General features: G+C 34.7%; 23 protein-coding genes. 9 read left to right on the top strand and 14 right to left on the bottom strand.

Annotated elements, in window-relative coordinates; all coding sequences use genetic code 11:
- Positions 1-359: 359 nt before the first annotated feature.
- Positions 360-1,052 carry an NUDIX hydrolase gene (locus tag I600_RS06360; protein WP_058103628.1) on the top strand — a complete coding sequence of 231 codons (693 nt, stop codon included), beginning with the start codon at positions 360-362 and terminating at the stop codon, positions 1,050-1,052.
- 74 nt (positions 1,053-1,126) lie between these two features.
- Positions 1,127-2,146, top strand: coding sequence for a LacI family DNA-binding transcriptional regulator (locus I600_RS06365; protein ID WP_058103629.1), 1,020 nt, complete (start codon positions 1,127-1,129; stop codon positions 2,144-2,146).
- 79 nt (positions 2,147-2,225) lie between these two features.
- Here I600_RS06365 and I600_RS06370 read toward each other — a convergent pair whose 3' ends face one another.
- The 4 genes from I600_RS06370 to uxaC are packed head-to-tail and all read right to left on the bottom strand — an operon-like array spanning position 2,226 to position 6,412.
- A complete protein-coding gene (locus I600_RS06370) occupies positions 2,226-3,521 on the bottom strand; it encodes a TRAP transporter large permease (RefSeq protein ID WP_058104300.1) in 1,296 nt (431 codons plus the stop codon).
- The gene (locus I600_RS06375) at positions 3,521-3,979 is read right to left on the bottom strand and encodes a TRAP transporter small permease (protein WP_058103630.1); all 459 of its coding nucleotides are present in this window, start codon (positions 3,977-3,979) and stop codon (positions 3,521-3,523) included. The genes I600_RS06370 and I600_RS06375 overlap by 1 nt, the downstream gene beginning before the upstream one ends.
- A 6-nt stretch (positions 3,980-3,985) precedes the next feature.
- Complete coding sequence (locus tag I600_RS06380) at positions 3,986-4,963, bottom strand: TRAP transporter substrate-binding protein (protein WP_058103631.1); 978 nt, start codon at positions 4,961-4,963, stop codon at positions 3,986-3,988.
- Positions 4,964-5,005: 42 nt separating this feature from the next.
- Positions 5,006-6,412: a glucuronate isomerase gene (gene uxaC / locus I600_RS06385; protein WP_058103632.1), complete on the bottom strand. Its 1,407-nt coding sequence runs from the start codon at positions 6,410-6,412 to the stop codon at positions 5,006-5,008.
- A gap of 468 nt (positions 6,413-6,880) precedes the next feature.
- Here uxaC and I600_RS06390 point away from each other — a divergent pair, with 468 nt between their 5' ends.
- Positions 6,881-7,102: a hypothetical protein gene (locus tag I600_RS06390; protein ID WP_058104301.1), complete on the top strand. Its 222-nt coding sequence runs from the start codon at positions 6,881-6,883 to the stop codon at positions 7,100-7,102.
- A 119-nt stretch (positions 7,103-7,221) separates the two neighbouring features.
- Here the strand turns inward: I600_RS06390 and I600_RS06395 are convergent, their stop codons facing one another.
- Genes I600_RS06395 through I600_RS06415 form a run of 5 tightly spaced genes read right to left on the bottom strand, consistent with a single transcriptional unit; the run spans position 7,222 to position 10,810 of the window.
- The gene (locus I600_RS06395; protein WP_027064640.1) at positions 7,222-7,497 is read right to left on the bottom strand and encodes an ATP-dependent Clp protease adaptor ClpS; all 276 of its coding nucleotides are present in this window, start codon (positions 7,495-7,497) and stop codon (positions 7,222-7,224) included.
- Positions 7,498-7,518: 21 nt separating this feature from the next.
- Entirely contained in the window at positions 7,519-8,355 is an 837-nt protein-coding gene (gene prmA / locus I600_RS06400; protein WP_058103633.1) for a 50S ribosomal protein L11 methyltransferase, read from the bottom strand.
- Between the two features lie 15 nt (positions 8,356-8,370).
- Positions 8,371-9,120 (bottom strand): triose-phosphate isomerase, encoded by a 750-nt coding sequence (gene tpiA, locus I600_RS06405; RefSeq protein WP_058103634.1) that lies wholly within the window; start codon positions 9,118-9,120, stop codon positions 8,371-8,373.
- Positions 9,121-9,155: 35 nt separating this feature from the next.
- Positions 9,156-10,253, bottom strand: a complete 1,098-nt coding sequence (locus I600_RS06410; RefSeq protein WP_058103635.1) for a BT_3928 family protein — start codon at positions 10,251-10,253, stop codon at positions 9,156-9,158.
- 8 nt (positions 10,254-10,261) lie between these two features.
- On the bottom strand, positions 10,262-10,810 hold the full coding sequence (locus tag I600_RS06415) for a DUF1599 domain-containing protein (protein WP_058103636.1): 549 nt from the start codon (positions 10,808-10,810) through the stop codon (positions 10,262-10,264).
- A 103-nt stretch (positions 10,811-10,913) separates the two neighbouring features.
- On the opposite strand from I600_RS06415, the gene folP reads away from it, so the two are divergent.
- From folP to I600_RS06430, 3 genes are read left to right on the top strand one after another with little or no spacing between them, the layout of a single operon-like run.
- Positions 10,914-11,738 (top strand): dihydropteroate synthase, encoded by an 825-nt coding sequence (gene folP / locus I600_RS06420; protein ID WP_058103637.1) that lies wholly within the window; start codon positions 10,914-10,916, stop codon positions 11,736-11,738.
- A 39-nt stretch (positions 11,739-11,777) separates the two neighbouring features.
- Positions 11,778-12,566 (top strand): diadenylate cyclase, encoded by a 789-nt coding sequence (locus I600_RS06425; protein WP_058103638.1) that lies wholly within the window; start codon positions 11,778-11,780, stop codon positions 12,564-12,566.
- Positions 12,563-13,423, top strand: a complete 861-nt coding sequence (locus I600_RS06430) for a DUF3667 domain-containing protein (protein WP_058103639.1) — start codon at positions 12,563-12,565, stop codon at positions 13,421-13,423. Before I600_RS06425 ends, I600_RS06430 begins: the two co-directional genes overlap by 4 nt.
- Here the strand turns inward: I600_RS06430 and I600_RS06435 are convergent.
- Together I600_RS06435 and truA are read right to left on the bottom strand one after the other, a co-directional pair.
- Positions 13,359-15,125, bottom strand: coding sequence for an ABC transporter ATP-binding protein (locus tag I600_RS06435; protein WP_058103640.1), 1,767 nt, complete (start codon positions 15,123-15,125; stop codon positions 13,359-13,361). The two genes, I600_RS06430 and I600_RS06435, sit on opposite strands and share 65 nt — an antisense overlap.
- On the bottom strand, positions 15,118-15,867 hold the full coding sequence (truA, locus tag I600_RS06440; RefSeq protein WP_058103641.1) for a tRNA pseudouridine(38-40) synthase TruA: 750 nt from the start codon (positions 15,865-15,867) through the stop codon (positions 15,118-15,120). The genes I600_RS06435 and truA overlap by 8 nt, the downstream gene beginning before the upstream one ends.
- Before the next feature lie 146 nt (positions 15,868-16,013).
- Here truA and I600_RS06445 point away from each other — a divergent pair, with 146 nt between their 5' ends.
- Positions 16,014-16,508 carry a metallophosphoesterase family protein gene (locus I600_RS06445; RefSeq protein ID WP_058103642.1) on the top strand — a complete coding sequence of 165 codons (495 nt, stop codon included), beginning with the start codon at positions 16,014-16,016 and terminating at the stop codon, positions 16,506-16,508.
- Between the two features lie 42 nt (positions 16,509-16,550).
- On the opposite strand, the gene I600_RS06450 is transcribed toward I600_RS06445, so the two are convergent.
- The 3 genes from I600_RS06450 to I600_RS06460 form a co-directional block, all read right to left on the bottom strand.
- Positions 16,551-17,411, bottom strand: coding sequence for a hypothetical protein (locus tag I600_RS06450; protein ID WP_058103643.1), 861 nt, complete (start codon positions 17,409-17,411; stop codon positions 16,551-16,553).
- A gap of 119 nt (positions 17,412-17,530) precedes the next feature.
- A complete protein-coding gene (locus tag I600_RS06455) occupies positions 17,531-18,028 on the bottom strand; it encodes a hypothetical protein (RefSeq protein ID WP_058103644.1) in 498 nt (165 codons plus the stop codon).
- Positions 18,029-18,271: 243 nt separating this feature from the next.
- Positions 18,272-18,682 (bottom strand): DUF4293 domain-containing protein, encoded by a 411-nt coding sequence (locus tag I600_RS06460; RefSeq protein WP_058104302.1) that lies wholly within the window; start codon positions 18,680-18,682, stop codon positions 18,272-18,274.
- 202 nt (positions 18,683-18,884) lie between these two features.
- Between I600_RS06460 and rho the strand changes: the two genes are divergently transcribed.
- Complete coding sequence (gene rho, locus I600_RS06465) at positions 18,885-20,519, top strand: transcription termination factor Rho (RefSeq protein WP_058103645.1); 1,635 nt, start codon at positions 18,885-18,887, stop codon at positions 20,517-20,519.
- Between the two features lie 203 nt (positions 20,520-20,722).
- Positions 20,723-21,427, top strand: a complete 705-nt coding sequence (locus I600_RS06470) for a hypothetical protein (protein ID WP_157490847.1) — start codon at positions 20,723-20,725, stop codon at positions 21,425-21,427.
- The last annotated feature ends 763 nt before the right edge of the window (positions 21,428-22,190 follow it).

Here is a 22,190-nt window from a genome sequence, read left to right on the forward strand (position 1 = left end):
CATAATAATATGTGACAAATATTCATAAATTAATGAAAACGAACTTCTTACAATAATTAGGGAGACTTATTTTTATTTTTTTAAATCGAACTAATTTTAAATGATTCTAAATAAAAAAATACAATCATCAGATTAACATTTTCAGGGTTTATTCCAAAATTAGTTCTCCCTGCGTTTTTCACTTGCTCCCGTAATATTATTTAGATATAAAAACCATTTACAAGGCAAATCAAAGCCTTTAAAAAACAACTAACACATTTATTAATAGCCAACTATAGAAAAAACTATAGACCTTTTCTACCAAAAACGTGGTTCAGTTCAATTGAAACTCATTAATTTAGGTTCGCAAAAAATGAATAATGGTTTTGAATAATTATCGCAAAGAGGACAAAGTACTACTTGCTATAGATTGTATAATTTTTGGATTTTATCAAGAAGAATTAAAAATTTTGCTCGTTGAACGAGACTTTAAACCAGCTAAAGGAGAATGGTCACTTATTGGTGGTTTTCTTAAAATGCAAGAAAACCTAGAAGAAGCAGCTGCCCGTGTATTAAAGAACTTAACAGGCTTGAATAATGTATATATGGAACAGGTTCATTGTTATTCTAAAATAGACCGTGATCCGGAAGAAAGAACCATTTCGGTAACCTATTTTGCCCTTATAAATATAGAACACCATTGTAAAGAATTACTGAGGCAAAATCCGATTAAATGGTTTGACATGAAAGATATACCTACATTGATTTTTGACCATAATATTATGGTTAAAGAAGCATTGACTCTTTTAAGAAATAGAATAAGTTGTAAGCCTATTGGGTTTGAACTTTTACCAGAAAAATTTACGATGCGACAGCTCCAAAAGCTTTACGAAGCTATTTTGGATACCGAACTGGATAAGCGAAACTTCATTAACAAATTCAACTCATTGGATCTATTGACAAAATTGAAAGAGAAAGATACGAGCTCCTCTAAAAAAGGTGCTTTTCTATTTGAATTTGATCAAAATAAATATCATAAAAAAGTAGAGAAAGGCTTTAGTTTTAAAATTTAAACACCCTTCTATTTTAAGACATTTTTGAGCACGGTAAGTTATTCAATCTTCGTAAATTTATCATACATTTTTCTATGAGCAAAAAAGCTACCATTTACGATATTGCAAAAGAATTGAACATTACCGCTGCAACGGTATCAAGGGCTTTGAACAATAATCCTAAAATAAGCGAAAAAACACGCAATCTTGTACTAGCTACCGCTACCAAATTAAACTACAAACAGAATAGGCTTGCATTAGCACTTAAAAGTGGTAAAAGTAAAAATGTTGGGGTCGTAGTACCTTTCATCAATAAAAATTTCTTTGCCTCTGTAATTCGCGGTATAGAAGATGAACTATATCCAAAAGGTTTTCATGTAATTATATCGCAAACCTATGAGGATAGAAACCGGGAGAAGAAAATTATACAGAACCTGTTAAATGCGCAGGTAGATGGTATATTATTATCTACATCTTTTACCGAGCAGAATAAAGATGAATTCAAGGAGACCGTTAAAAAAAGTACTCCTTTTATACTATTTGATAGGGTTTTAAGGTTCAATGAAATAAGCACTGTTACCATTGATGATTATCAAGGTGGTTTTGTTGCAACGGAGCATTTAATTGCACAAGGCTGTAAAAAAATTGCGCACTTTGACGTTGACCAAAGTATTGAACTTTACCAACATAGATTTAAGGGATATAAAGATGCACTGGCAAAACATAACATACCCTTTAGAAAGGAATATGTAATTTCCTTGCAAAGTAATATGGAGGCAGGTAAAGATGCGGCAAAAACACTTATGAATTTACCAGAACCACCAGATGCCATATTTTCATCTACAGACAACGGATTGTTAGGTGCAGTCAAATACTTACAAAGTAAATCTATTAAAATACCAGAAGATTTAAGCGTTGTAGGTTTTAGTAACGAACCCTTTACGCAATTTATGGAACCATCAATCAGCTCTGTAGATCAATCACCATTGGAAATGGGAAAAATGGCGGCAAAGGTCTTTTTAGAACAAATTGAAAATGATTCAAATGAAAAAGTTCAGAACAATGTGGTGCTGCCAGCAAAATTAATTGTTAGAAAATCGTCCAGCAAAACATAAAGATTATTGGACTATTTCTCTAGAAGTATTCTTTTTAGCTTCGACAATACCCACATAATCAATAAGACCTTCTTTAATCCTACAAATCAAATAAACTTGGTAACCATAAGCTCAATTGTGGAATATAAGTGACCAAGAACAGTGCAATGATCATTGCAATAAACAAAGGCAATAATGGTTTAAACACTTTTTCAATAGTAGTTTTAGCCACACCTACTCCAACGAACAGTACCGAGCCTACGGGCGGTGTACATAAACCTATACAAAGGTTCAAAACCATAATAATACCGAAGTGAACGGGATCAAGTCCTAACTTGGTTACCACAGGTAAAAATATCGGTGTAAAGATCAGAACGGCGGGAGTCATATCCATAAAAATTCCCACAAAGAGCAATAGTAAGTTTATGATCAAAAGAATCACAATTTTATTCTCACTTAAGCTTAATAGTCCAGAGCTTATATCTTGCGGAATATTTTCATAGGACAAAGCCCATGACATGCACATAGATGAACCTATCAATAACATTACAATTGCCGTAGTGGCAGAAGAATCCAGTAAAATCTGTGGTAGTTTAGGCAAGGTAATTTCCTTATATATAAAACCTAAAATTAAACTGTATAGCACGGCTATGGCGGAGGCTTCAGTAGCGGTAAAAATTCCCGTTACAATACCGCCAATTACTACCACAAGCATAAAAAGACTTGGCAAAGCATCTATGAATGTTTTACCTACTTGTTTAAAACTACTACGTTTACCTACCTTATATTTTTTCTTTTTTGCCCAAAAAGCTGCCACGATCATTAAAAAAAGCCCGGTCATAATTCCCGGAACGTATCCAGCTAAGAACAGGGCAGCTATAGATGCTCCCCCACTTGCCAATGAATAAACGATCAACACATTACTAGGCGGAATTATTAAACCAGTTGTAGCGGATGTAATATTGACCGCTGCGCCAAATTCTTTTGAATAGCCTTCTTTTTCCATTTCAGGTCCAAGTATACTACCCATTGCTGATGCAGAAGCCATAGCAGACCCTGCAATAGCACCCATTAACATTGCGGCTATGACATTTATTAAAGCTAAACCACCGGGAAAGGCACCAACTAAAGTTTTGGCAAAGGCGATAAGCCTATGGGCTATACCACCCTTATTCATAAGTTCGCCCGAAAGCACAAAAAACGGAATTGCCAAGAGGGCAAAACTATCAAGCCCCGTAGCCATCCGTTGAGATACCGTTGTAAATGCAGGCATGGCGGGTATACTTACCAGCATGGTCAACAATGAAGAAATAGCTATACTCCATGCTACCGGCGTACCAATGGATAGCAAACATATGAAGCTCAGTACTAATACTAAAATAGGTAAATGCTCCATCATGATTTCATATTTTTAAGGTCAGAAATTTTGTAATACATAATCAGTAATCCGCTAATGGGAATTATGATATAAACCAATGCCAGAGGTACTTGCAATGCAGGTGATTGTTGCCCCAGTACATATGAGATGTAAACCAAACGAGACCCTCCGATCACAAAAGCGAACAATACAAATAGTATTACCAGAATGGTTACAATTATCTTTAACTTTTTCTGTGTTTTCTCATTTTGCCTAAGTGGTAAAATATCAATGGCAACATGAAGATTACGACCCGACACATATGCCGCACCTAGAACGCCGATCCATATCATTAAATAACGAGCAAGCTCATCTGTAAATGAACTGGGGTTACCGGTAACATATCTTGTAAAAACTTGCCATAGTACGTTAATTACCATAACCGACATAATCAGCACCAAGGTCTTGCCTAAAACGGCGTCTATTTTATTTCGCATAGCAGACTATTTTGTTTCTTGAATTTGTTTGATAAGCGGATATATATCCTGATCATCCTTATAACCTTCATAGATATCTTTTACCTTTTCCGCAAAAAGTGATTTATCTGGTCGAATAATTTCAACACCAGCCTTTTGAACTTCGCGTAAAGCTTCCTCTTCTGCCTCTGCCCATAAAACACGCTGATATTTTACAGATTCTTTTACCGATGCACTCAACCATTTTTGCTCTTGCTCATTCAATTTATTCCATACATAAGTACCAATTAACAGAACATCTGGCAGCACCGTATGCTCATCTAATGAGTAGTACTTACAAACCTCATAATGCCTTGACAGGTAAAAACTAGGAGGATTATTCTCGGCACCATCAACAACACCTTGTTGTAAAGAAGTATAAAGTTCACCCCAAGAAATAGGAGTTGGCGATCCCCCAAGAGCCTTGACCATGTTCACTGCCGTTGCACTTTCCATTACCCGTATTTTTTCACCCACCAGATCTTCTGGTTTTTCTATTGGCTTGTTCATGGTATAGAAACTGCGACTGCCAGCATCATAATAACCCAAACCTTTTAACCAATATTGCTCCCCTTCGTTCAATAATTGCTCGCCTATAGGTCCATCAAGTACACTGAAAGAATGTCGACGATCTCTAAAGAGAAAGGGAAGACCCAATACCTTCATTTTCGGTGCAAAATTCTCCAATACCCCTACAGAAACTTTTGTCATATCTAAACTACCTATTTGCAAAAGCTCCAAACACTCTCTTTCAGTTCCTAATTGTTGACTAGGGTATATTTCAAGTTTAAGTTTACCACCGGAACGCTCCAAGAGATCTTCACCCATTTTAACCATTGCCTTATGTACCGAATGGCTAACGTCTAAACCATGACCCAGCCTTAACGTCTTTGCATCATTCTGGATGTCACAACCCAAAAAGGTGATGACCAAACTTAATAGCGATAGCAATTGTATACTTTTCATAGTATGGTTTTAAACGGTTTATAGGAACCTGAATATTAATCTTTAAAATTTGAAGTACTCTTTGGCATTATAATAACTTATATCTTGAATGATTTTACCTACCAAATCAAAATCTTGAGGCAGTTCTCCCCTCTCCATTTCTTGACCAAAAAGATTACAAACAATTCTTCTGAAATACTCATGTCTGGGATACGAAAGAAAACTACGGGAATCTGTCAACATTCCAATAAAACAACTAATTAGCCCCATATTGGATAAGGCATTTAGCTGCTTGGTCATTCCGTCTTTTTGATCCAGAAACCACCAACCAGAACCCAACTGCATTTTTCCCTTAACGGTACCATCATTATAATTACCGATCATGGTAGCCAGTACTTCATTATCTGCTGGATTAAGGTTATATAAAATGGTTTTGGTAAGCTTATCCTTAGAGTCCAATCTATTTAAAAATTTTGAAAGTGTCTCTGCCTGTGAATAGTCGCCTATAGAATCCCAACCAGTGTCAGGACCAAGAATTCTAGTCATTCTAGCATTATTATTCCGTAACGCTCCAAGATGAAATTGCTGAATCCATCCACGGGAGTGATATTGCTCACACAAAAACAACAATATAGAAGTCTGAAATTTTTCAGACTCTTCTAATGTCAACTGTATTTTAGCCCTTTTTTTCTGAAAAATATCTTCTATTTCCGCATCGGTAAAATTTCTAAAAGGCACATAGCTTAAGCCGTGATCCGATAAAGTACACCCATTAGCTTCAAAATAATCTAAACGCACGCCTAGCGCATCGCACAAAGATTTATAGGAATCAATGGACACATTACTTATTTCAGATAACTTATTAATATATTCCAGATAGTTTTCATTAGATATTACAATTGCTTTATCTGGTCTAAAAGCAGTGAACACTTTCACATTAAAACCGCTATTTTTAATTTTAACATGATGATCTAAACTATCAATTGGATCTTCTGTTGTACAAATAACCTCAACATTCATTTTGGTTATTAGATTATGACAACTGAAATCTGTTGTTTGCAGCTTTGAGGAGGCCTCATCAAAGATTTCACTAGCTGTATTCTCACTCAATAATATGTCAATATCAAAATAACGTTGCAGCTCAAGGTGAGTCCAATGATACAAGGGATTTCTTAAAGTGTAGGGAACCGTTCTGCCCCATTGGGCAAATTTCTCCTTTGCCGAGGCATCACCGGTAATATATTTTTCTTCAACACCAAAAGTTCGCATGGCACGCCATTTATAATGATCCCCATCTAACCAAATTTTGGTCAAGTTTTCAAATTGACGGTTATTGGCAATATCAATTGGTGGTAAATGACAGTGGTAATCTATGATCGGCATTTGCGAAGCATAATCATGAAATAATCTTTGTGAAAATTTATTTTCCAATAAAAAATCTTCCTTAATAAATGACTTGCTACCTACCACTGTTATATGTTTTACTTTTGGTTACATTTTCAAAAATAGAGGTTGAAAAATACACTTAATTATCCCCTATTTCTAAATGAATGTTTTCTTGGAATGCATTAATTCTATATACAACTCAATTTAATGCAATCGATTACACAAATATATCTTTTTTTAAAGATTTAGCAAATATTTTCGTTTAAAAATAAGATAAGGATTTTTTAAAGCACAACTTATTAACTGATTCTTAATTTTTGAATTAATTACCCCAAATTATTCATATTTCGTCAACTAAAAAGTGATTATAACGTGTTGGTATTTTTCTTCTTCCATAAAAATTGCATTTCAGCCCTGAAAAAAAGACGTTAAACTGACCATTTTCGTTAAATTGTTCATAAATACTATTATCTAATAGCCTCATAACTATATACAATCGACAAAGAATTGCGTAATTTGAATATTATGTTAACTTTGAAAAAAAAGCATCACATGGAGTTACTTGAAAAAGCTCAGGAATTTGAGAGTCGAAAAATGAGCAATATGTCCACTAGTGACCGAGTAGAAGCATCAAGAGAGGCAAAAGCACTTATCTTAAGCATCAACGAAGTTTATAAAGAAACTAAGGATCCTAGTTTAATGGACGTAATGAAAAGATTAACCGAGAAAAAGAAGAAGATTGAAAAAAGATTGAATGGCGTGCCATTGGTATAATTTCGATCTAAACTTATATTTTATTTATTTTTTAGATTAATCAATAAAAAGACCCCTTATAGAAATAAGGGGTCTTTTTACGTTTATTCATTTTAAACTTTCATTTTACCGAGCTAAACTTAAGTAATTTCTGCACTAAGTCCTGCTTGTAATAATTTTGAACATTGTGGTTTAAGTTCTTCATATTCTCCAGTTTTAACCGTGCATTTTCCTTTGTAATGTACAATTAAAGAACATTGCTCCGCCTGTTCAGGAGAATGTTCGCAAACTGAAATCAATGTATTTATTACATGATCAAATGTATTCACCTCATCATTAAAAAGAACGATTTCATTTTGCTGAACCGTCTCTTCTTCAAGGAGTAGTTCTTCGTAAATTTCTTCTTTTGTGCTCATATGAATCTCAATTAATACTAACTAATTTACATATTTTGCTGCAACCCAATTATTTCGTTCAAGGTTTTTTTCAAACTTTAACTCTAATTCGGTACATTTTTGCGAAATCATTTCTAAATCTTCGGTATAAAAACCACTTAATAATAAAACCCCACCTTTATTTAAACATTTCGCATAGCTAGGTAAATCGGCCAACAAAATGTTTCTATTGATGTTCGCAATGATCAAATCATACTTTTTATCCTTTAACAAAGTAACATCACCTTCATAAACCGATATAAAATCCATATTATTTCGTGCCACGTTTTCTTTAGCATTTAGATAGCACCAATTATCAATATCTATTGCATCAATATTCGTAGCGCCACGCATACCGGCCAAAATGGCTAGAACCCCTGTACCACTACCCATGTCCAAAACGGTTTTATTCTCTACATCTAACTGTAAAATATGCTGTAACATCATGTGCGTAGTTTCATGATGCCCGGTTCCAAAACTCATTTTTGGCTCAATTACAATATCATAATCTACCTGAATCTTCTCATGAAAAGGTGCTCTGATCATGCACACATCATCTACGATAATGGGCTGAAAGTTTTGCTCCCACGTAGCGTTCCAGTTTTCTTGCGCAATCTCTTTATACTGGTAAGTTATCTCAAAATTGGAATTTCCAAGAATATAAATGTCATCTAAAATATCAGAAGACCAATCTGTTTTTTGAATATATGCCAAAACATCATCCTCTTCCTCTACAAAACTTTCAAAACCGGCTTCACCCAATTCTGCAATGAGAATGTCTGAAGCCGGTTCTTTTGGTTGTACCTTAAAACGGTATTCAATGTATACGATATCGCTCATTATAGTTTAGTGAACTTAAATGGCATTTATAATCGCTATGAAATCATCTGCTACCAAAGATGCCCCGCCTATTAAGCCACCATCAACATCTGGTTTAGAGAAAATTTCTTCCGCATTACCCGGTTTTACACTACCACCATAAAGAATGGTAACATTATTTGCAATGGTTGCATCAAATGCCTCAGAAATAGTTTTACGAATAAATGCGTGCATTTCTTGCGCTTGTTCTGGAGAAGCCGTTTCACCTGTACCAATTGCCCAAACTGGCTCATAAGCCAAAACAATATTAGACCACGCAGATGGCTCTAAATTAAAAAGTACGTTTTTCAATTGGCTTTCTACCAATTTAAAATGGTTGCCTGATTTACGATCTTCTAGCTCCTCTCCAAAACAGAACATTACACGAATGCCTTTTTGTAAAGCTGTAATTACCTTTTTGGAAAGTATTGCATCACTTTCTGCAAAATAGGCTCTTCTTTCCGAGTGGCCAATTATGGCGGTATCAACACCAATATTCAATAACATATCTGCAGATATTTCACCTGTAAAAGCTCCACTTTCAGCAAAGTGCATATTCTGCGCTATAACCTCAATCTTAGAATTTTCTAAAGTACGCACGGCGCTTGCTAAATTCACATAGGTTGGTGCTACCATTACTTCTGCATTCGTATCTGGTAATTTTGCAGATAACTCAGCCAAAAGTGTTTCTGTTTCCGCCAAATTTTTGTTCATTTTCCAGTTACCTGCTACTATCTTTGCTCTCATATTTTTGTTTCTAGTTGTTCAGTTTCAGTTTATATTTATTCGAAAATCAAATTTTCTAAATCATTGTAATGTAATTTTTGCACTATGGTTCCTTTCTCCAATACTAAAACTCCCGGGTTAGATCTAACAATAGTTTTAAGTGTAGTTTCATCTGTAAAGTAAAAATCAAACGCCAGATTGTTTTCTTTTTTCAACGCATCTGTTTGATCAGGACCGGAAGCAGACATACCTATAACTTTATAACCCGCTTTTAACGCCTTATCCGTCACAGCTTTTATTTCTTTGAAAACCTCAAGATTGGACTTACGCAAATCATATGCTATGACCATTACCAATTTAGGCTCTTGCAATAATGATGCTGCAAAATCTTCTCCGTTTTGTTCTATAGTGAAATCATGAACAGGTGGTTCATACCCTGCTTGAATTTCTTTAGTTTCCACATCTATAAATTCCCCGTCTACCGTTGGGTAATCTCCGTTGGTGATATAAATTTCCTCATTGCCGTTGACATTAAACTTCCATTTATATTCAAACACCGCTTTTGGAGCATCTGCAGGAGTGTTCATACCTTCCTCTATATTCTTGCCAATTTCATAAGGTCTAAAATCAATAACCGGTAAATGGTTCAATACATAATACACATACCCTACACAAGCAATAAAAGAAACATATAGTACAGACATCAAGGTCTTAGAATTCACTAAAGGAGTTATATATTTTCTACCAACATATATAATTAAAATCAACACCAACAGTACCACATCTTTCGTAAACGATTCCCACGGAGTCAATTTAATTGCGTCGCCAAAGCAACCGCAATCAGTTACTTTATTAAAATATGCAGAATAAAATGTAAGGAACGTGAAGAAAATTATCATTGCCAATAAGGTCCACACAGTAAGTTTACGTTTATAGCCCAGAATTAGCATTACCCCAACCATTACCTCTACGATTACCACAAGTATAGAAATGGCCAATGCGAACGGAGTTAAAAAAGGAAGGTCCAATACACCTTGGCTGAAATACTCTTCTAGTTTAAATGAAAAACCAACGGGATCGTTCAGTTTTATAAATCCGCTAATGATAAAAAGTATTCCAACAAAAATTCTAACGACACCTACTAAATACTTCATTCTTAATTTTATTTTTCTGATTCTGAACCTAAATGTATTAATGCAAAGACCGCATAATTGATCATATCTTGATAATTGGCATCTATACCCTCACTAACCAATGTTTTACCCTTATTATCCTCTATTTGTTTTACGCGAAGTAATTTCTGTAAAATAAGATCTGTAAGTGAACTTACCCTCATATCTCTCCAAGCTTCTCCATAATCATGGTTCTTGTTCAACATAAGTTCTTTCGTAATTTTAATATGCTTGGCATATAACTCCACAGCCTCTTCAGTAGAAAGATCAGGCTGATCAGCTACACCTAATTCTAGCTGAATTAGTGCCATTACCGAGTAATTAATGATACCTATGAATTCTGAGCGTTCACCTTCATCAACCTTACGAACTTCATTTTCTTGAAGACTACGTATACGTTGTGCTTTTATAAAAATTTGATCCGTAAGCGAAGGCAATCTTAAAATTCTCCAAGCGCTGCCGTAATCTGACATTTTTTTCTGGTATAGATTTATACAAATCTCAATTACCTCATCGTATTCCTTTGCCGTATCTAGCATGTAATTCTATCTAATTTGTGTAAATTTCGCTTAAAAAATTGTAACCATCAAGATAGATGGTTTAAACTTGGAAAATGCCACAAATTCCTTTTAATTATTGATAATGACCATAAACTGTAACGGCAATCTTATTTCTCTTGAACGACCCAAAATAATGGGCATTTTAAATGTTACCCCAGATTCTTTTTTTGATGGCGGTAAATATAAGGATGAAGCAAGTGTACTGAACCAAGTTGATAAAATGCTAAATGAAGGCGCAACATTTATAGATGTAGGAGCTTATAGTAGCAGACCAGGTGCCAAAGAGGTTGATGAGGACACAGAATTAAAACGAATTACACCAATTGTAAGTTTAATAATCAATAAATTTCCAGATGTTATTCTTTCAATAGACACTTTTAGAAGTAATGTCGCTAAAGCATGCATTGAAAATGGTGCCGCTATAGTAAATGACATTTCCGCAGGATTACATGATAATAATATGTTGAGCACTGTAGCCAAACTAAATGTACCATACATTATGATGCACATGCGCGGTACACCCAAAAACATGCAGCAACAAACAGATTATAAGGATATTTTAAAGGAAGTACTTTTTTATTTTTCAGAAAGACTTGCTGCCGCAAAAGCATTAGGTGTTAAAGATATTATTATTGATCCAGGATTTGGTTTTGCAAAAAACCTGGAACAAAATTTTGAGCTTTTAAAACAAATGGAAGTAATGAGTATTATTGAACACCCTTTACTAGCAGGTATTAGCAGAAAATCAATGATTTACAAGACATTAGACGTAACTGCGGACCAAGCTTTAAACGGCACCACAGCATTGCACATGGCCTGCTTACAAAAGGGAGCGAAAATTCTAAGGGTGCATGATGTTAAAGAAGCTGTAGAGTGCACAAAACTATATGAACAATTAAATGCCTAAGTTTATACTGATTTCTTAATTTTACTAAAACGGACCTGATTGGATTTTTTAAATTTTATTGATTTTAAGATTACCGATGTTTTAGACATCATCTTTGTTGCCGTGCTCCTATACTACATTTATAAGCTGGTAAGAGGCTCTGTTGCCATTAATATTTTCATCGGAATTGTCATTGTTTGGGCATTTTGGAAATTGACCGAGTTGTTGGACATGCAAATGATCAGTAGCATGGTAGGTGCATTTATGCAAGTTGGACTTATTGCTTTGATCATTGTTTTTCAACAAGAGATCAGAAAGTTCTTGCTAATGATCGGGTCAACCAATTTTGCCAACAAAAGAAACTTTGTAAAACACTTTAAATTTTTAAAGCAAGAAGGGATTTCTACAGAAACCGATGTAGACGCTATAATTAAAGCTTGTGAAAAAATGGCCAGTACCAAAACCGGGGCCATTTTAGTAATAGAACGTAGCAACTCTTTAGATTTCATTAAAAGTTCTGGAGATCGTATGAATATTGAAATCAACCAACCCATTCTAGAAAGTATCTTCTATAAAAACAGCACATTGCATGATGGTGCCGCAGTCATTGTTGGTAATTATATTGTTGCAACAAGAGTAATTTTACCAGTGTCAAACGAGCGAAACATCCCCCTTCGTTTTGGATTACGACACAGAGCTGCAGTCGGTATTAGTGAAAAAACCGACGCCCTAAGTATAGTGGTCAGTGAAGAAACAGGACTAATCTCCTATATTAAAAACGGGGAATTTGTTTTGTATGATTCTATCACCCAATTAACTAATATGTTGAAACAAGATTTGGTGCAATGAATTGTAAGAACTGCCAAAACAACTTAAGAACGGATTATAGTTATTGTCCCCATTGTGGCGCTAAGGTAATTAGAAACAGACTTTCAGTAAAGAATTTATGGTATGATGCTACCGAGCGATTTTTCAACATTGACAATACCTTTCTTATAACATTTAAACACCTTTTTACTAAACCTGATGAAGTTATTGGAGGATACATTAGCGGTGTTAGAAAGAAGTACTTAAACCCTATTAGCTACCTCACCATAGCAATTACTTTTGGCGGTCTTTTTGTTTATGTCTGTACCGAGTTTTACCCTAATGCTTTAGATTTTGATTTTAAATATGAAAATTCTTCATCTTTAACTGATGCCGATAAAATGGCACAAGATTTTCAAAAGCAATGGAATACTTACTTGTTTAAATATCAAAGTCTCTTCTATATAGCTATGCTACCTTTTCTTGCTTTAATGTCAAGAGTAGTTTTTATCAATAAAAAACAATTTAACCTTAGTGAGCATTTTGTAATAAACATCTACGCATATTCACATATTTCCATAATTGTCAATACCGTTTACATGTTGGTTTTATGGAACTCCAAACTACTTTTTTACATTTCCATGGTCAATTTGGTATTTCAAATTGGGTTCTTTACTTGGGTATTTTACAAACTCTTTAATTTGACCATAAAGCAGACCTTATTGAAACTTTTATTCTTTCTTGTTTTATTCGCTACGATTTGTTTTATACTAATGTTAATTGCAATAGTATATAGCCCTTTTCACGGACACATTTCAGCAAATGACTCCTTGATCAAGCAACCTCCTCAGCTAAGAACTGAGCCTCATACAGATTACTATAATAACCACCTTTTTTAAGAAGTTCTTTATGTGTGCCTGTCTCAACGATGTTACCGGCATCCATTACAATAATTTTATCCGCTTTTTTAATGGTAGCTAATCTGTGAGCAATTACGATAGAAGTTCTCCCTTGGGTAATCTTATCCGTAGCCAATTGTATCAATTGTTCAGAATACGTATCTACGGACGATGTAGCTTCATCCAATATTAAGATACTAGGATTACTTACATATGCACGTAAAAAAGCAATTAGCTGGCGTTGACCACTAGAAAGCATGGTACCTCGTTCTTTTACATTATAGTGATAGCCACCTGGTAGGCTGGAAATAAATTCATCTACCCCAATAGCCTTGGCCGCTTTTTCTATATCATCAACAGATATACTTTCATCTTTTAAAGAAATGTTATTTGCAATGGTATCGGCAAAAAGAAACACATCTTGTAATACTACGGCAATATGAGATCTTAATGAAGATAATTTATAGTCTTGAATGTCAACACCATCAACCTTAATTGAACCTGAATTAATTTCGTAAAATCTGTTCAATAAATTAATTATCGTACTTTTTCCGGCTCCTGTAGCACCAACAATAGCTACTGTTTCTCCTGCTTTAACATCAAAGGAAATACCATGTAACACCTCTTCATCTTCCAAATATCCAAAATGAACGTTTTCAAAAGAAATATCACCACTTACCACTTCTTTCTCATAAGAACCTACATTTTGTATGTGACTATCGGTATCCAAAATTTTAAAAACCCTATTAGCCGCAACCATACCCATTTGCAAGGTGTTGAACTTGTCCGCAATTTGGCGCAATGGTCTAAACAACAAATCTATCAACATAATAAAAGCAAATAACGTACCTGCAATATCAGTTGAAATATTCGCTACATTCTGTAAGCCACCGTACCAAACAATTAACCCTACCGTTAAAGAAGAAACAATTTCAGCAATAGGGAAAAAGATAGAATTATACCATACCGTTTTCAACCAAGCTTTTTTATGCTTTTCGTTTATTTCCCTAAACTTGGCGCTTTCAATTTTCTCTCTGGTAAAAAGTTGAACGATTTTCATTCCTGTAATTCGCTCCTGCACAAAGGAATTTAAATTTGAAACCTCTGCCCTTACCTCGGTAAACGCTACTTTCATCGCTTTTTGAAACCATCTAGTAGCATATACTATAATTGGCAATAATGCAAATACGATTAATGATAACTTCCAATTAATAAACAACATGACCATTGCCGCAACGACCATTTTCAATAAATCGGCCACAATGACAAAAAAACCTTGACTAAAAATCTCTCCAATTCGTTGCATGTCTGCAACAGCCCTAGTTACCAAAACACCCAATGAGGAATTATCAAAATAGGTCATTTTAAAAGAAAGCATTTTCTTGAAAAGACTTATCCTTACATCTTTGATCACAGATTCTCCTAACCAGTTAGCGTAATAATTGAACGCCAGTTGAAAAATTACCTGACCAAGCAAAACCACCAACATAGCAACCGTTAAATACAATAGCATTTCTTTATTGCTGCCCTTAATGGCCTCATCAATAATTTTTTTTACGATCAAAGGGGTAAGAATAGCAAAACCAGACAATAATATGGCAGACAATGCAACGCCATAAAATGTAATTTTGTACGGTTTTGTATAGGCCAGTAAGCGTTTAAAAAGACGAGTGTCAAATGCTTTGCCAGAATCCTTATCCATTCTTTAAAATAGTATTGGGGTAAACAATAGAGGTCAAATATAGTCCTTTTGCAGGAACAGAAACGCCTGCCATTGTCCTATCCTTGCTTTTTAATATGGTATTAACATAGTCAGGTGAATATTTCTCCAATCCTACATTAATTAGCGTACCAACGATAGCCCTAACCATATTTCTTAAAAACCGATCTGCCGTAATGGTAAATACAAGCGTATTATTTTCTAGCTTCCATTGTGCTTCTCTTAGGTCACAGATATTGGTAAAGACATCTGTATTGGATTTAGAAAAACATTCAAAATCTTTTTTGCCCAATAATAGTTCAGCTGCATCGTTCATTAGTTGAATATCAAGATCTTTTTTTACGAAATATGCAAGGTCCGTAGAAAAAGGATCCTTGCTTTTTGTAATATGATACTCATATGTTCTGGAAGTAGCATGAAAACGTGCATGTGCATCTTCTTCTACTTCAAAAATACGGTCTACCGCAATGTCATTTGGCAAATAAGAATTAAGTCTGAACACATATTCAGGAATATCACCCAAGCTATCAACATCAAAATGGGCATACATCATTTTGGCATGAACACCAGTATCTGTACGTCCTGCACCCATTAATGCAACCGGACTGTTTAAAAGTTTGGACATCGCTTTTTCCAGCACTTCTTGCACTGTAATGGCATTTGGCTGATTTTGCCAACCGTGATACGCTTTACCGAAGTATGAAAATTGAATGAAGAATCTCAAAAGGATATACTAGTTTTGTATTTGACAAAGGTATTAAAAACCATACGTTTTAACATTCTTGGTACCCACAGTAAATAGGAAAACTTAAACGTTGGTTATTTTCATTTTTCATGGAAAGTCAATAAATATAAAATTGAGCAATAATAATGACCAAAATTCTTCTTCTTTCCGATACACATTCTTATATGGACGACGCCATATTAAAACATGCAAGATGGGCAGACGAAGTATGGCATGCAGGGGATATTGGGAACTTAAAAGTAACCGATGCACTTGCAAAACTTAAACCACTAAGAGGTGTACATGGCAATATTGACGATCATATAATTCAAAAAGAATTTCCTGAAAACAATAGATTTTTCTGTGAGGGAGTTGATGTTCTTATTACCCACATTGGAGGGTATCCACCTAAATACAATATTAGAACACGCGATATTATTAAAGAAAATCCGCCTAAACTTTTCATTTGTGGTCACTCTCACATATTAAAAGTAATGATGGACAAAAAGTTAGGGGTACTACATATGAACCCTGGGGCCTGTGGAAAACATGGGTTTCATCAAGTACGCACCATGTTACGTTTTGTTATCGATGGAGACAATATTAAAGATCTTGAAGTAATAGAGCTTGGAAAAAGGTAAAAACAGGGCGTCTCTTAACACTTACACCCTGTATTTAGCTAATTAATATTCAAATGATACGCCCAAAGAAATGGTACCACCATCGTAGACATTTTTTCTATCTACCAGAAAACCGGCATAATCAGAATATTGCGCAACCAAATTAAAATGGTCTGTAATCTTATACATTGACGTAATTCCGTAATTTGTAAATGTGGTACCCTCACCAAATAAGAAAGATCCACTTTGCACATTATTCTCAGAAGATAATCTTTCTTGAATTTTCAATTTTCCAATAAGATATAGCTTATTAAAGAACAAATGTCCTAACTCAACCCCGGCTTGAAATTGGTTACTGAATCCTTCAGTTCTAAAATTTACACTTGAAAATGCCGATGCATATGTTTTACCGTTTTTAAAACCATGGGATGCGGCCAAGGTTGTCCATATATTAAATTCACCATCAGAAACAGGTAAATTTATTTCATCAAATTGACCAAAGGCATTTGGCTCGTTAGATCTTGCAAAGTTAGTACCATCATTAGTAGGTATATCCAAAGCAACCTGTAAAGACAAAGGAAAGCTTTTAAGTAGCTTATACTTAACTCCCAATTGTATATTACCTACACCAGCAACAGTTTCTGTAGTGCTAAAACTATTTAAACGAACAATTGGCAAATCTACTATTGCCGTAAACCTATCGGAGATACCGTATTCACCGTAAAGCAAGAGTCCGCTGGTTCTAAAATCGCTTCCTTGATCAGCCAATCTACCCTCTGTTGTATAATAATTATTAGAAGAGAAATATGATGCCGAAGCTTGAAGATAGAATCCCTTTGCCCCCCTTGTCCATCCGCTTTGCGCCTGCAGACCAACAGTAAGCAAGCAAAAGCAAATACCTAAGAAGATTTTTATTTTTTCCATAATTCTGTTTTTTCAAATTATAGGCCACAACATTGAAAACCTATAAAAAAAGCCTTTGGGAGACATAGAAAAACAGAATCAGGTGTCTCTATTCCCAAAGGCAATCAATATTCTATTTTTTAGTTTAATGCTACATTTCCAAAAGGAATATTAGCCGTAGCACACCAAAGAATAATGTGTGTGTATTTAGCATCAGGCATTGCATCTAACTTTATGAACATTTCACCATTACCGGCAACGTTACCAATAAGCATTAGATCTGGGTTACCATTAGCTGGATCGGCAGTGAAAGTGTCTGAGGTAGAAAAGAAAATACCTACGGTACCAGTACCTAATTCAGTTGTAAAATCATCTCCAAAATGCACAAAATAAGAACTTTCGGTATCTACACCCAATTCAACCAAACCTTGGGTAGGCGTGCCACTTTCTGCTACCAAATTACCGCTTAATGAAACGGTTAGGTCACCAACTGGCATTGAAGAATCTACTTCAACCGTTTCTGTTTCAACCACAGTTTCCGTAACGGTTACTGTTTCTACATCATCATCTGAGCAGCTAACAAAGAATGTTGTTACGGCACTAAGTAATAATACAAGTGTAAATTTTCTGTTTTTCATAATCGTAAATTTTTAAAATTGTTTTAGTTTAAAACAGGATATTAACGACTATCGCTAACCTTGCTGTTTCTTGAGGACAAACATAAAACCACGATATCACGAAGAATTCAAGAAAAAGTAAACAGTTTATCACATATGGTTGAAATACTGCAATATTTCTGTGATATTTAAGAAAGTGGAGACATAAAAAAACCCGGTAACTACCCCGGGTTTTAACGCACTAATACTACTAAGATTACAGGCTTAACGTAAGCGATCAACAGATTTTACAAGATCTTCATCCTTTTTTATTGCCCTATTTGCAAGGACCAAAAAAATGATAGAAAATACTGGAATCAGCATCCCAATACCCTTCTCAGAAACCGAAGTTTCTCCGGATAAGTTTAGTGATCGGTAAACGAAAAATCCTAATAAAAAAACGTTCAATATCATGTTCAGCCTGTTTATTACAAACTGAGATTTTCTATTTTTAAATTGTACCATAGACCAAATAGCCAAAACGGCACTTGCGTAAAATGCGATAGAAATGAGCAATTCATTGTTTGCAAAAACTTCTGTACCATCTACATTAATCCACAGATTAAAGAAGAACGGAAGTATACCCGTAAGTATTGCAACAATTACTAAAAAAAGGCTCTGAATTCTTTGAATCATAAATCTAATATCGCTTTCTAATTGCAAAAATACAGGTCTTTTCAAAAAATATAACCATTTTATTCAAAATAATTTGTAATATTGCTACGTTATCACGTCATAACACCTACCAGTTAAGGAATAACTTTCCTTATAGATTATCCAAATAAAATTATTTACTTCTTACAATACAAACTACTTATATAATTTATTCTATTACTTAATGTTTGAGATTTCAGATTTAAAATCGAAAAAGCTACCTGAGCTTCAGGAAATTGCTAAAGGACTTAAGGTTCCTAAATTCAAAACCTTGAAAAAACTAGATTTAGTTTATCAAATTTTGGACCTACAAGCCGCCAACCCAAAAGTTGCCGCAGCTATTGCCCCCACAACCACTGAAGAGGCACCTAAGCCTACAGAAGAAAAACCGAAGCCTAAACCTAGACCTAGAGCACGTGTTGCACAAAACACCAAAAAGGATGCTAGTACAGACGCTAAACCGGCTACGGCAAAAGAGACTCCCGTAAAAAAGGAAGCTCCGCAAGAAAATGAGGTTAAAGAAGTTACTGAACAAAAAAGACCTAGACCAAGACCTAAGTCTTCAAATCAGTCAAACAATAACAATAATAAGAATTCGCAACAGAATAATAATCATAAGAAGAAACCTAACCCAAGGACTCCTCATGACAAAAGTAATTTTGACAAAGACCTTAAAAACAGGTACAAGGAGCCGGAATATGAGTTTGATTCCATAATAGCCAGTGAAGGTGTGTTGGATATCATGCAAGATGGATACGGTTTTTTACGTTCTTCCGATTATAACTACCTATCATCTCCTGATGACATCTATGTTTCTCAGTCGCAAATTCGTCTTTTTGGCCTTAAAACAGGTGATACCGTTTTAGGTAACGTAAGACCACCAAAAGAAGGTGAAAAGTATTTCCCTCTTATTAAGGTAAATAAAATTAACGGCATAGACCCTCAGATCGTACGCGATCGTGTATCATTTGAGCATTTAACTCCGTTATTCCCACAAGAAAAATTCAATTTGGCAGAACGCCAAAGTACAATATCTACCCGTATTATTGATTTGTTCTCACCTATTGGTAAAGGGCAAAGGGGTATGATCGTATCGCAACCTAAGTCTGGTAAAACCATGTTACTTAAAGATATTGCGAACGGTATTGCTGCAAACCATCCTGAAGTTTACCAAATTATTTTGCTTATCGACGAAAGACCGGAAGAGGTTACGGATATGCAACGTAATGTACGTGGTGAAGTTGTAGCATCTACTTTTGACAAAGAACCGACTGAGCACGTAAGAGTTGCTAATATTGTTTTGGAAAAAGCAAAGAGATTAGTAGAATGTGGTCATGACGTAGTAATCCTTTTAGATTCCATCACACGTTTGGCAAGAGCCTACAATACTGTTCAACCAGCTTCTGGTAAGGTATTAAGTGGTGGTGTTGATGCTAACGCATTACATAAGCCAAAAAGATTCTTTGGTGCTGCACGTAATATTGAAGGTGGTGGTTCACTGTCTATCATTGCAACAGCCTTAACTGAAACTGGGTCTAAAATGGACGAGGTTATTTTTGAGGAATTTAAAGGAACCGGTAACATGGAACTTCAATTAGATCGTAAGATTGCAAATAGAAGAATTTTCCCTGCTATTGACCTTACTTCTTCAAGCACACGTAGAGATGACATGCTACTTGATGAAAACACCCTACAACGTATGTGGATAATGCGTAAGTACCTTGCAGATATGAATCCTGTAGAAGCCATGGAGTTTATTGAGCAACGTTTTAAACAAACCAAAAACAATGAAGAGTTCTTGATGACAATGAATCAGTAATTCTTTTTAATTATAATTTTAAATCCCGATTTCATTAAGAAATCGGGATTTTTTATTTTGTAGCATACCCACTATAATAAACTACCCTAATAATAACATCAAAAATTAAAGCTGCTATTTTTTTGATATCTTTATAAAATCAGAAAGAACTATCCCCCAGTCTTTTAGCATTTTTCTTTAGTAAACACTTAAAATCTCAGAAAATGAAAAGACCATCTATCCTAATCAGTAAAATCTTATGCACCATTATCATCTCTGCTTTTATGAGCTGTAATGATCAACCCAAAGAGCAAGACCCAAAGAAACCGGAAAAACCAGTGGTATTAGCTCCTCAAGAAATAGTACCTATTTCACAGGCAAAAAATATGTATGACTCATATGAAAAAAGGCGGGTACCATTAATACAACGTTATGAAGACTCCATAAATAAAATAACTAAAAGAGATGAAGAGTTTCATGTTGGCAGATTTGTTTACTACGATTATAAAACCATCAAGCAATATTTAGAATATATTGAACAAGAAGCTGCCGATGCCGGAGTTGAAATTTCCACATTAAGACTTTACTACTCCAACTACCCAAATGAGGAATATTTCCCTCAAAGCAAAGAACCGATCAAACACCCAAGACAGAACAGCATTATGCTCTCCCCTACTTATAATGACGGTAAGCGTGATTATCTTTTTTATATAGCTCAAGGAGCAAAGGGCAAACAAGCCGTACCTATGAACAATAGCTTTGAACCAATAAATGAAGGTTATGGCAATAATAATGACCCCAATACAAAAGCATATGCTTCATTTGCACCAAAAACAAGTACACCAAAAGCTGTACCGGCAATATTACAAGGTCAAGAAAGTCTAACTTTGAATAGAGGCACAGGTGTACCGCCGCCAAAAAACCAATAAACATTTCACAGTCAAATAGCCCGTTAAACCATGTTGGAGTATATTTTAAATAATTACTACATCTGTTTCTATTTCATAGCACTGGTTTTATCCATTACCAAGTATAGGCTATACTACGATACCATCTTAAAATATTTACCCATAATATTAAGCTACGTTTTATTATCAGAAATACTAGGTGCTATCGTTAGGGATGTAGATGATATACAATTAGTTTATATACCTGAATATTATAATTACAACACTATAATTTTCAATATATTCGACATTGTATTCTATCTATATTTCTTTTATATTTTCTATCAATTAATTGAAAACAAAAGAAGTAGAATTCTCATTAAATATGGTGGTGTATTATTTTTATTGACCTGCATAGTCAATTTGTTTTTACAAGACTTTTACACCGAACCTCAGAACTATGCAATTATTGCGGGTGCAATAGTATTAATATTTGCGTGCCTAACTTATCTATACAAGATATTTACAGAAGAACAGAAATTTATACCTAGAAAAAACTTGCTATTTTGGATCAGTTTAGGATTACTTATGTTTTACATCTGTTACCCTATTTCCATGTATATATTGTCTTTTGATTATCAACTGTACACTACATACAATCTCTCTAAGTATCATTATATATCAATAGCGACAATGTACCTCTGCTTCATCATAGGTTTTCTATCAATGAGAAGACTAAGGTTACCAATGAGGCAGACAAACTAAAATTTAGCCCATAAAAAAAGCCTCCCAGTTTTGGAAGGCT

Source organism: Maribacter dokdonensis DSW-8 (genome assembly GCF_001447995.1).
GTDB classification, from domain to species: Bacteria; Bacteroidota; Bacteroidia; order Flavobacteriales; family Flavobacteriaceae; genus Maribacter; species Maribacter dokdonensis.

What these genes read in the sequence shown, in the direction of transcription:
- I600_RS06360 (WP_058103628.1), top strand. Translation starts at nt 360, where the DNA reads ATGGTTTTGAATAATTATCGCAAAGAGGACAAAGTACTACTTGCTATA.
- I600_RS06365 (WP_058103629.1), top strand. Translation starts at nt 1,127, where the DNA reads ATGAGCAAAAAAGCTACCATTTACGATATTGCAAAAGAATTGAACATT.
- I600_RS06370 (WP_058104300.1), bottom strand. Translation starts at nt 3,521, where the DNA reads ATGGAGCATTTACCTATTTTAGTATTAGTACTGAGCTTCATATGTTTG.
- I600_RS06375 (WP_058103630.1), bottom strand. Translation starts at nt 3,979, where the DNA reads ATGCGAAATAAAATAGACGCCGTTTTAGGCAAGACCTTGGTGCTGATT.
- I600_RS06380 (WP_058103631.1), bottom strand. Translation starts at nt 4,963, where the DNA reads ATGAAAAGTATACAATTGCTATCGCTATTAAGTTTGGTCATCACCTTT.
- I600_RS06390 (WP_058104301.1), top strand. Translation starts at nt 6,881, where the DNA reads ATGGAGTTACTTGAAAAAGCTCAGGAATTTGAGAGTCGAAAAATGAGC.
- I600_RS06395 (WP_027064640.1), bottom strand. Translation starts at nt 7,497, where the DNA reads ATGAGCACAAAAGAAGAAATTTACGAAGAACTACTCCTTGAAGAAGAG.
- prmA (WP_058103633.1), bottom strand. Translation starts at nt 8,355, where the DNA reads ATGAGCGATATCGTATACATTGAATACCGTTTTAAGGTACAACCAAAA.
- tpiA (WP_058103634.1), bottom strand. Translation starts at nt 9,120, where the DNA reads ATGAGAGCAAAGATAGTAGCAGGTAACTGGAAAATGAACAAAAATTTG.
- I600_RS06410 (WP_058103635.1), bottom strand. Translation starts at nt 10,253, where the DNA reads ATGAAGTATTTAGTAGGTGTCGTTAGAATTTTTGTTGGAATACTTTTT.
- I600_RS06415 (WP_058103636.1), bottom strand. Translation starts at nt 10,810, where the DNA reads ATGCTAGATACGGCAAAGGAATACGATGAGGTAATTGAGATTTGTATA.
- folP (WP_058103637.1), top strand. Translation starts at nt 10,914, where the DNA reads ATGACCATAAACTGTAACGGCAATCTTATTTCTCTTGAACGACCCAAA.
- I600_RS06430 (WP_058103639.1), top strand. Translation starts at nt 12,563, where the DNA reads ATGAATTGTAAGAACTGCCAAAACAACTTAAGAACGGATTATAGTTAT.
- I600_RS06435 (WP_058103640.1), bottom strand. Translation starts at nt 15,125, where the DNA reads ATGGATAAGGATTCTGGCAAAGCATTTGACACTCGTCTTTTTAAACGC.
- I600_RS06445 (WP_058103642.1), top strand. Translation starts at nt 16,014, where the DNA reads ATGACCAAAATTCTTCTTCTTTCCGATACACATTCTTATATGGACGAC.
- I600_RS06450 (WP_058103643.1), bottom strand. Translation starts at nt 17,411, where the DNA reads ATGGAAAAAATAAAAATCTTCTTAGGTATTTGCTTTTGCTTGCTTACT.
- I600_RS06455 (WP_058103644.1), bottom strand. Translation starts at nt 18,028, where the DNA reads ATGAAAAACAGAAAATTTACACTTGTATTATTACTTAGTGCCGTAACA.
- I600_RS06460 (WP_058104302.1), bottom strand. Translation starts at nt 18,682, where the DNA reads ATGATTCAAAGAATTCAGAGCCTTTTTTTAGTAATTGTTGCAATACTT.
- rho (WP_058103645.1), top strand. Translation starts at nt 18,885, where the DNA reads ATGTTTGAGATTTCAGATTTAAAATCGAAAAAGCTACCTGAGCTTCAG.
- I600_RS06470 (WP_157490847.1), top strand. Translation starts at nt 20,723, where the DNA reads ATGAAAAGACCATCTATCCTAATCAGTAAAATCTTATGCACCATTATC.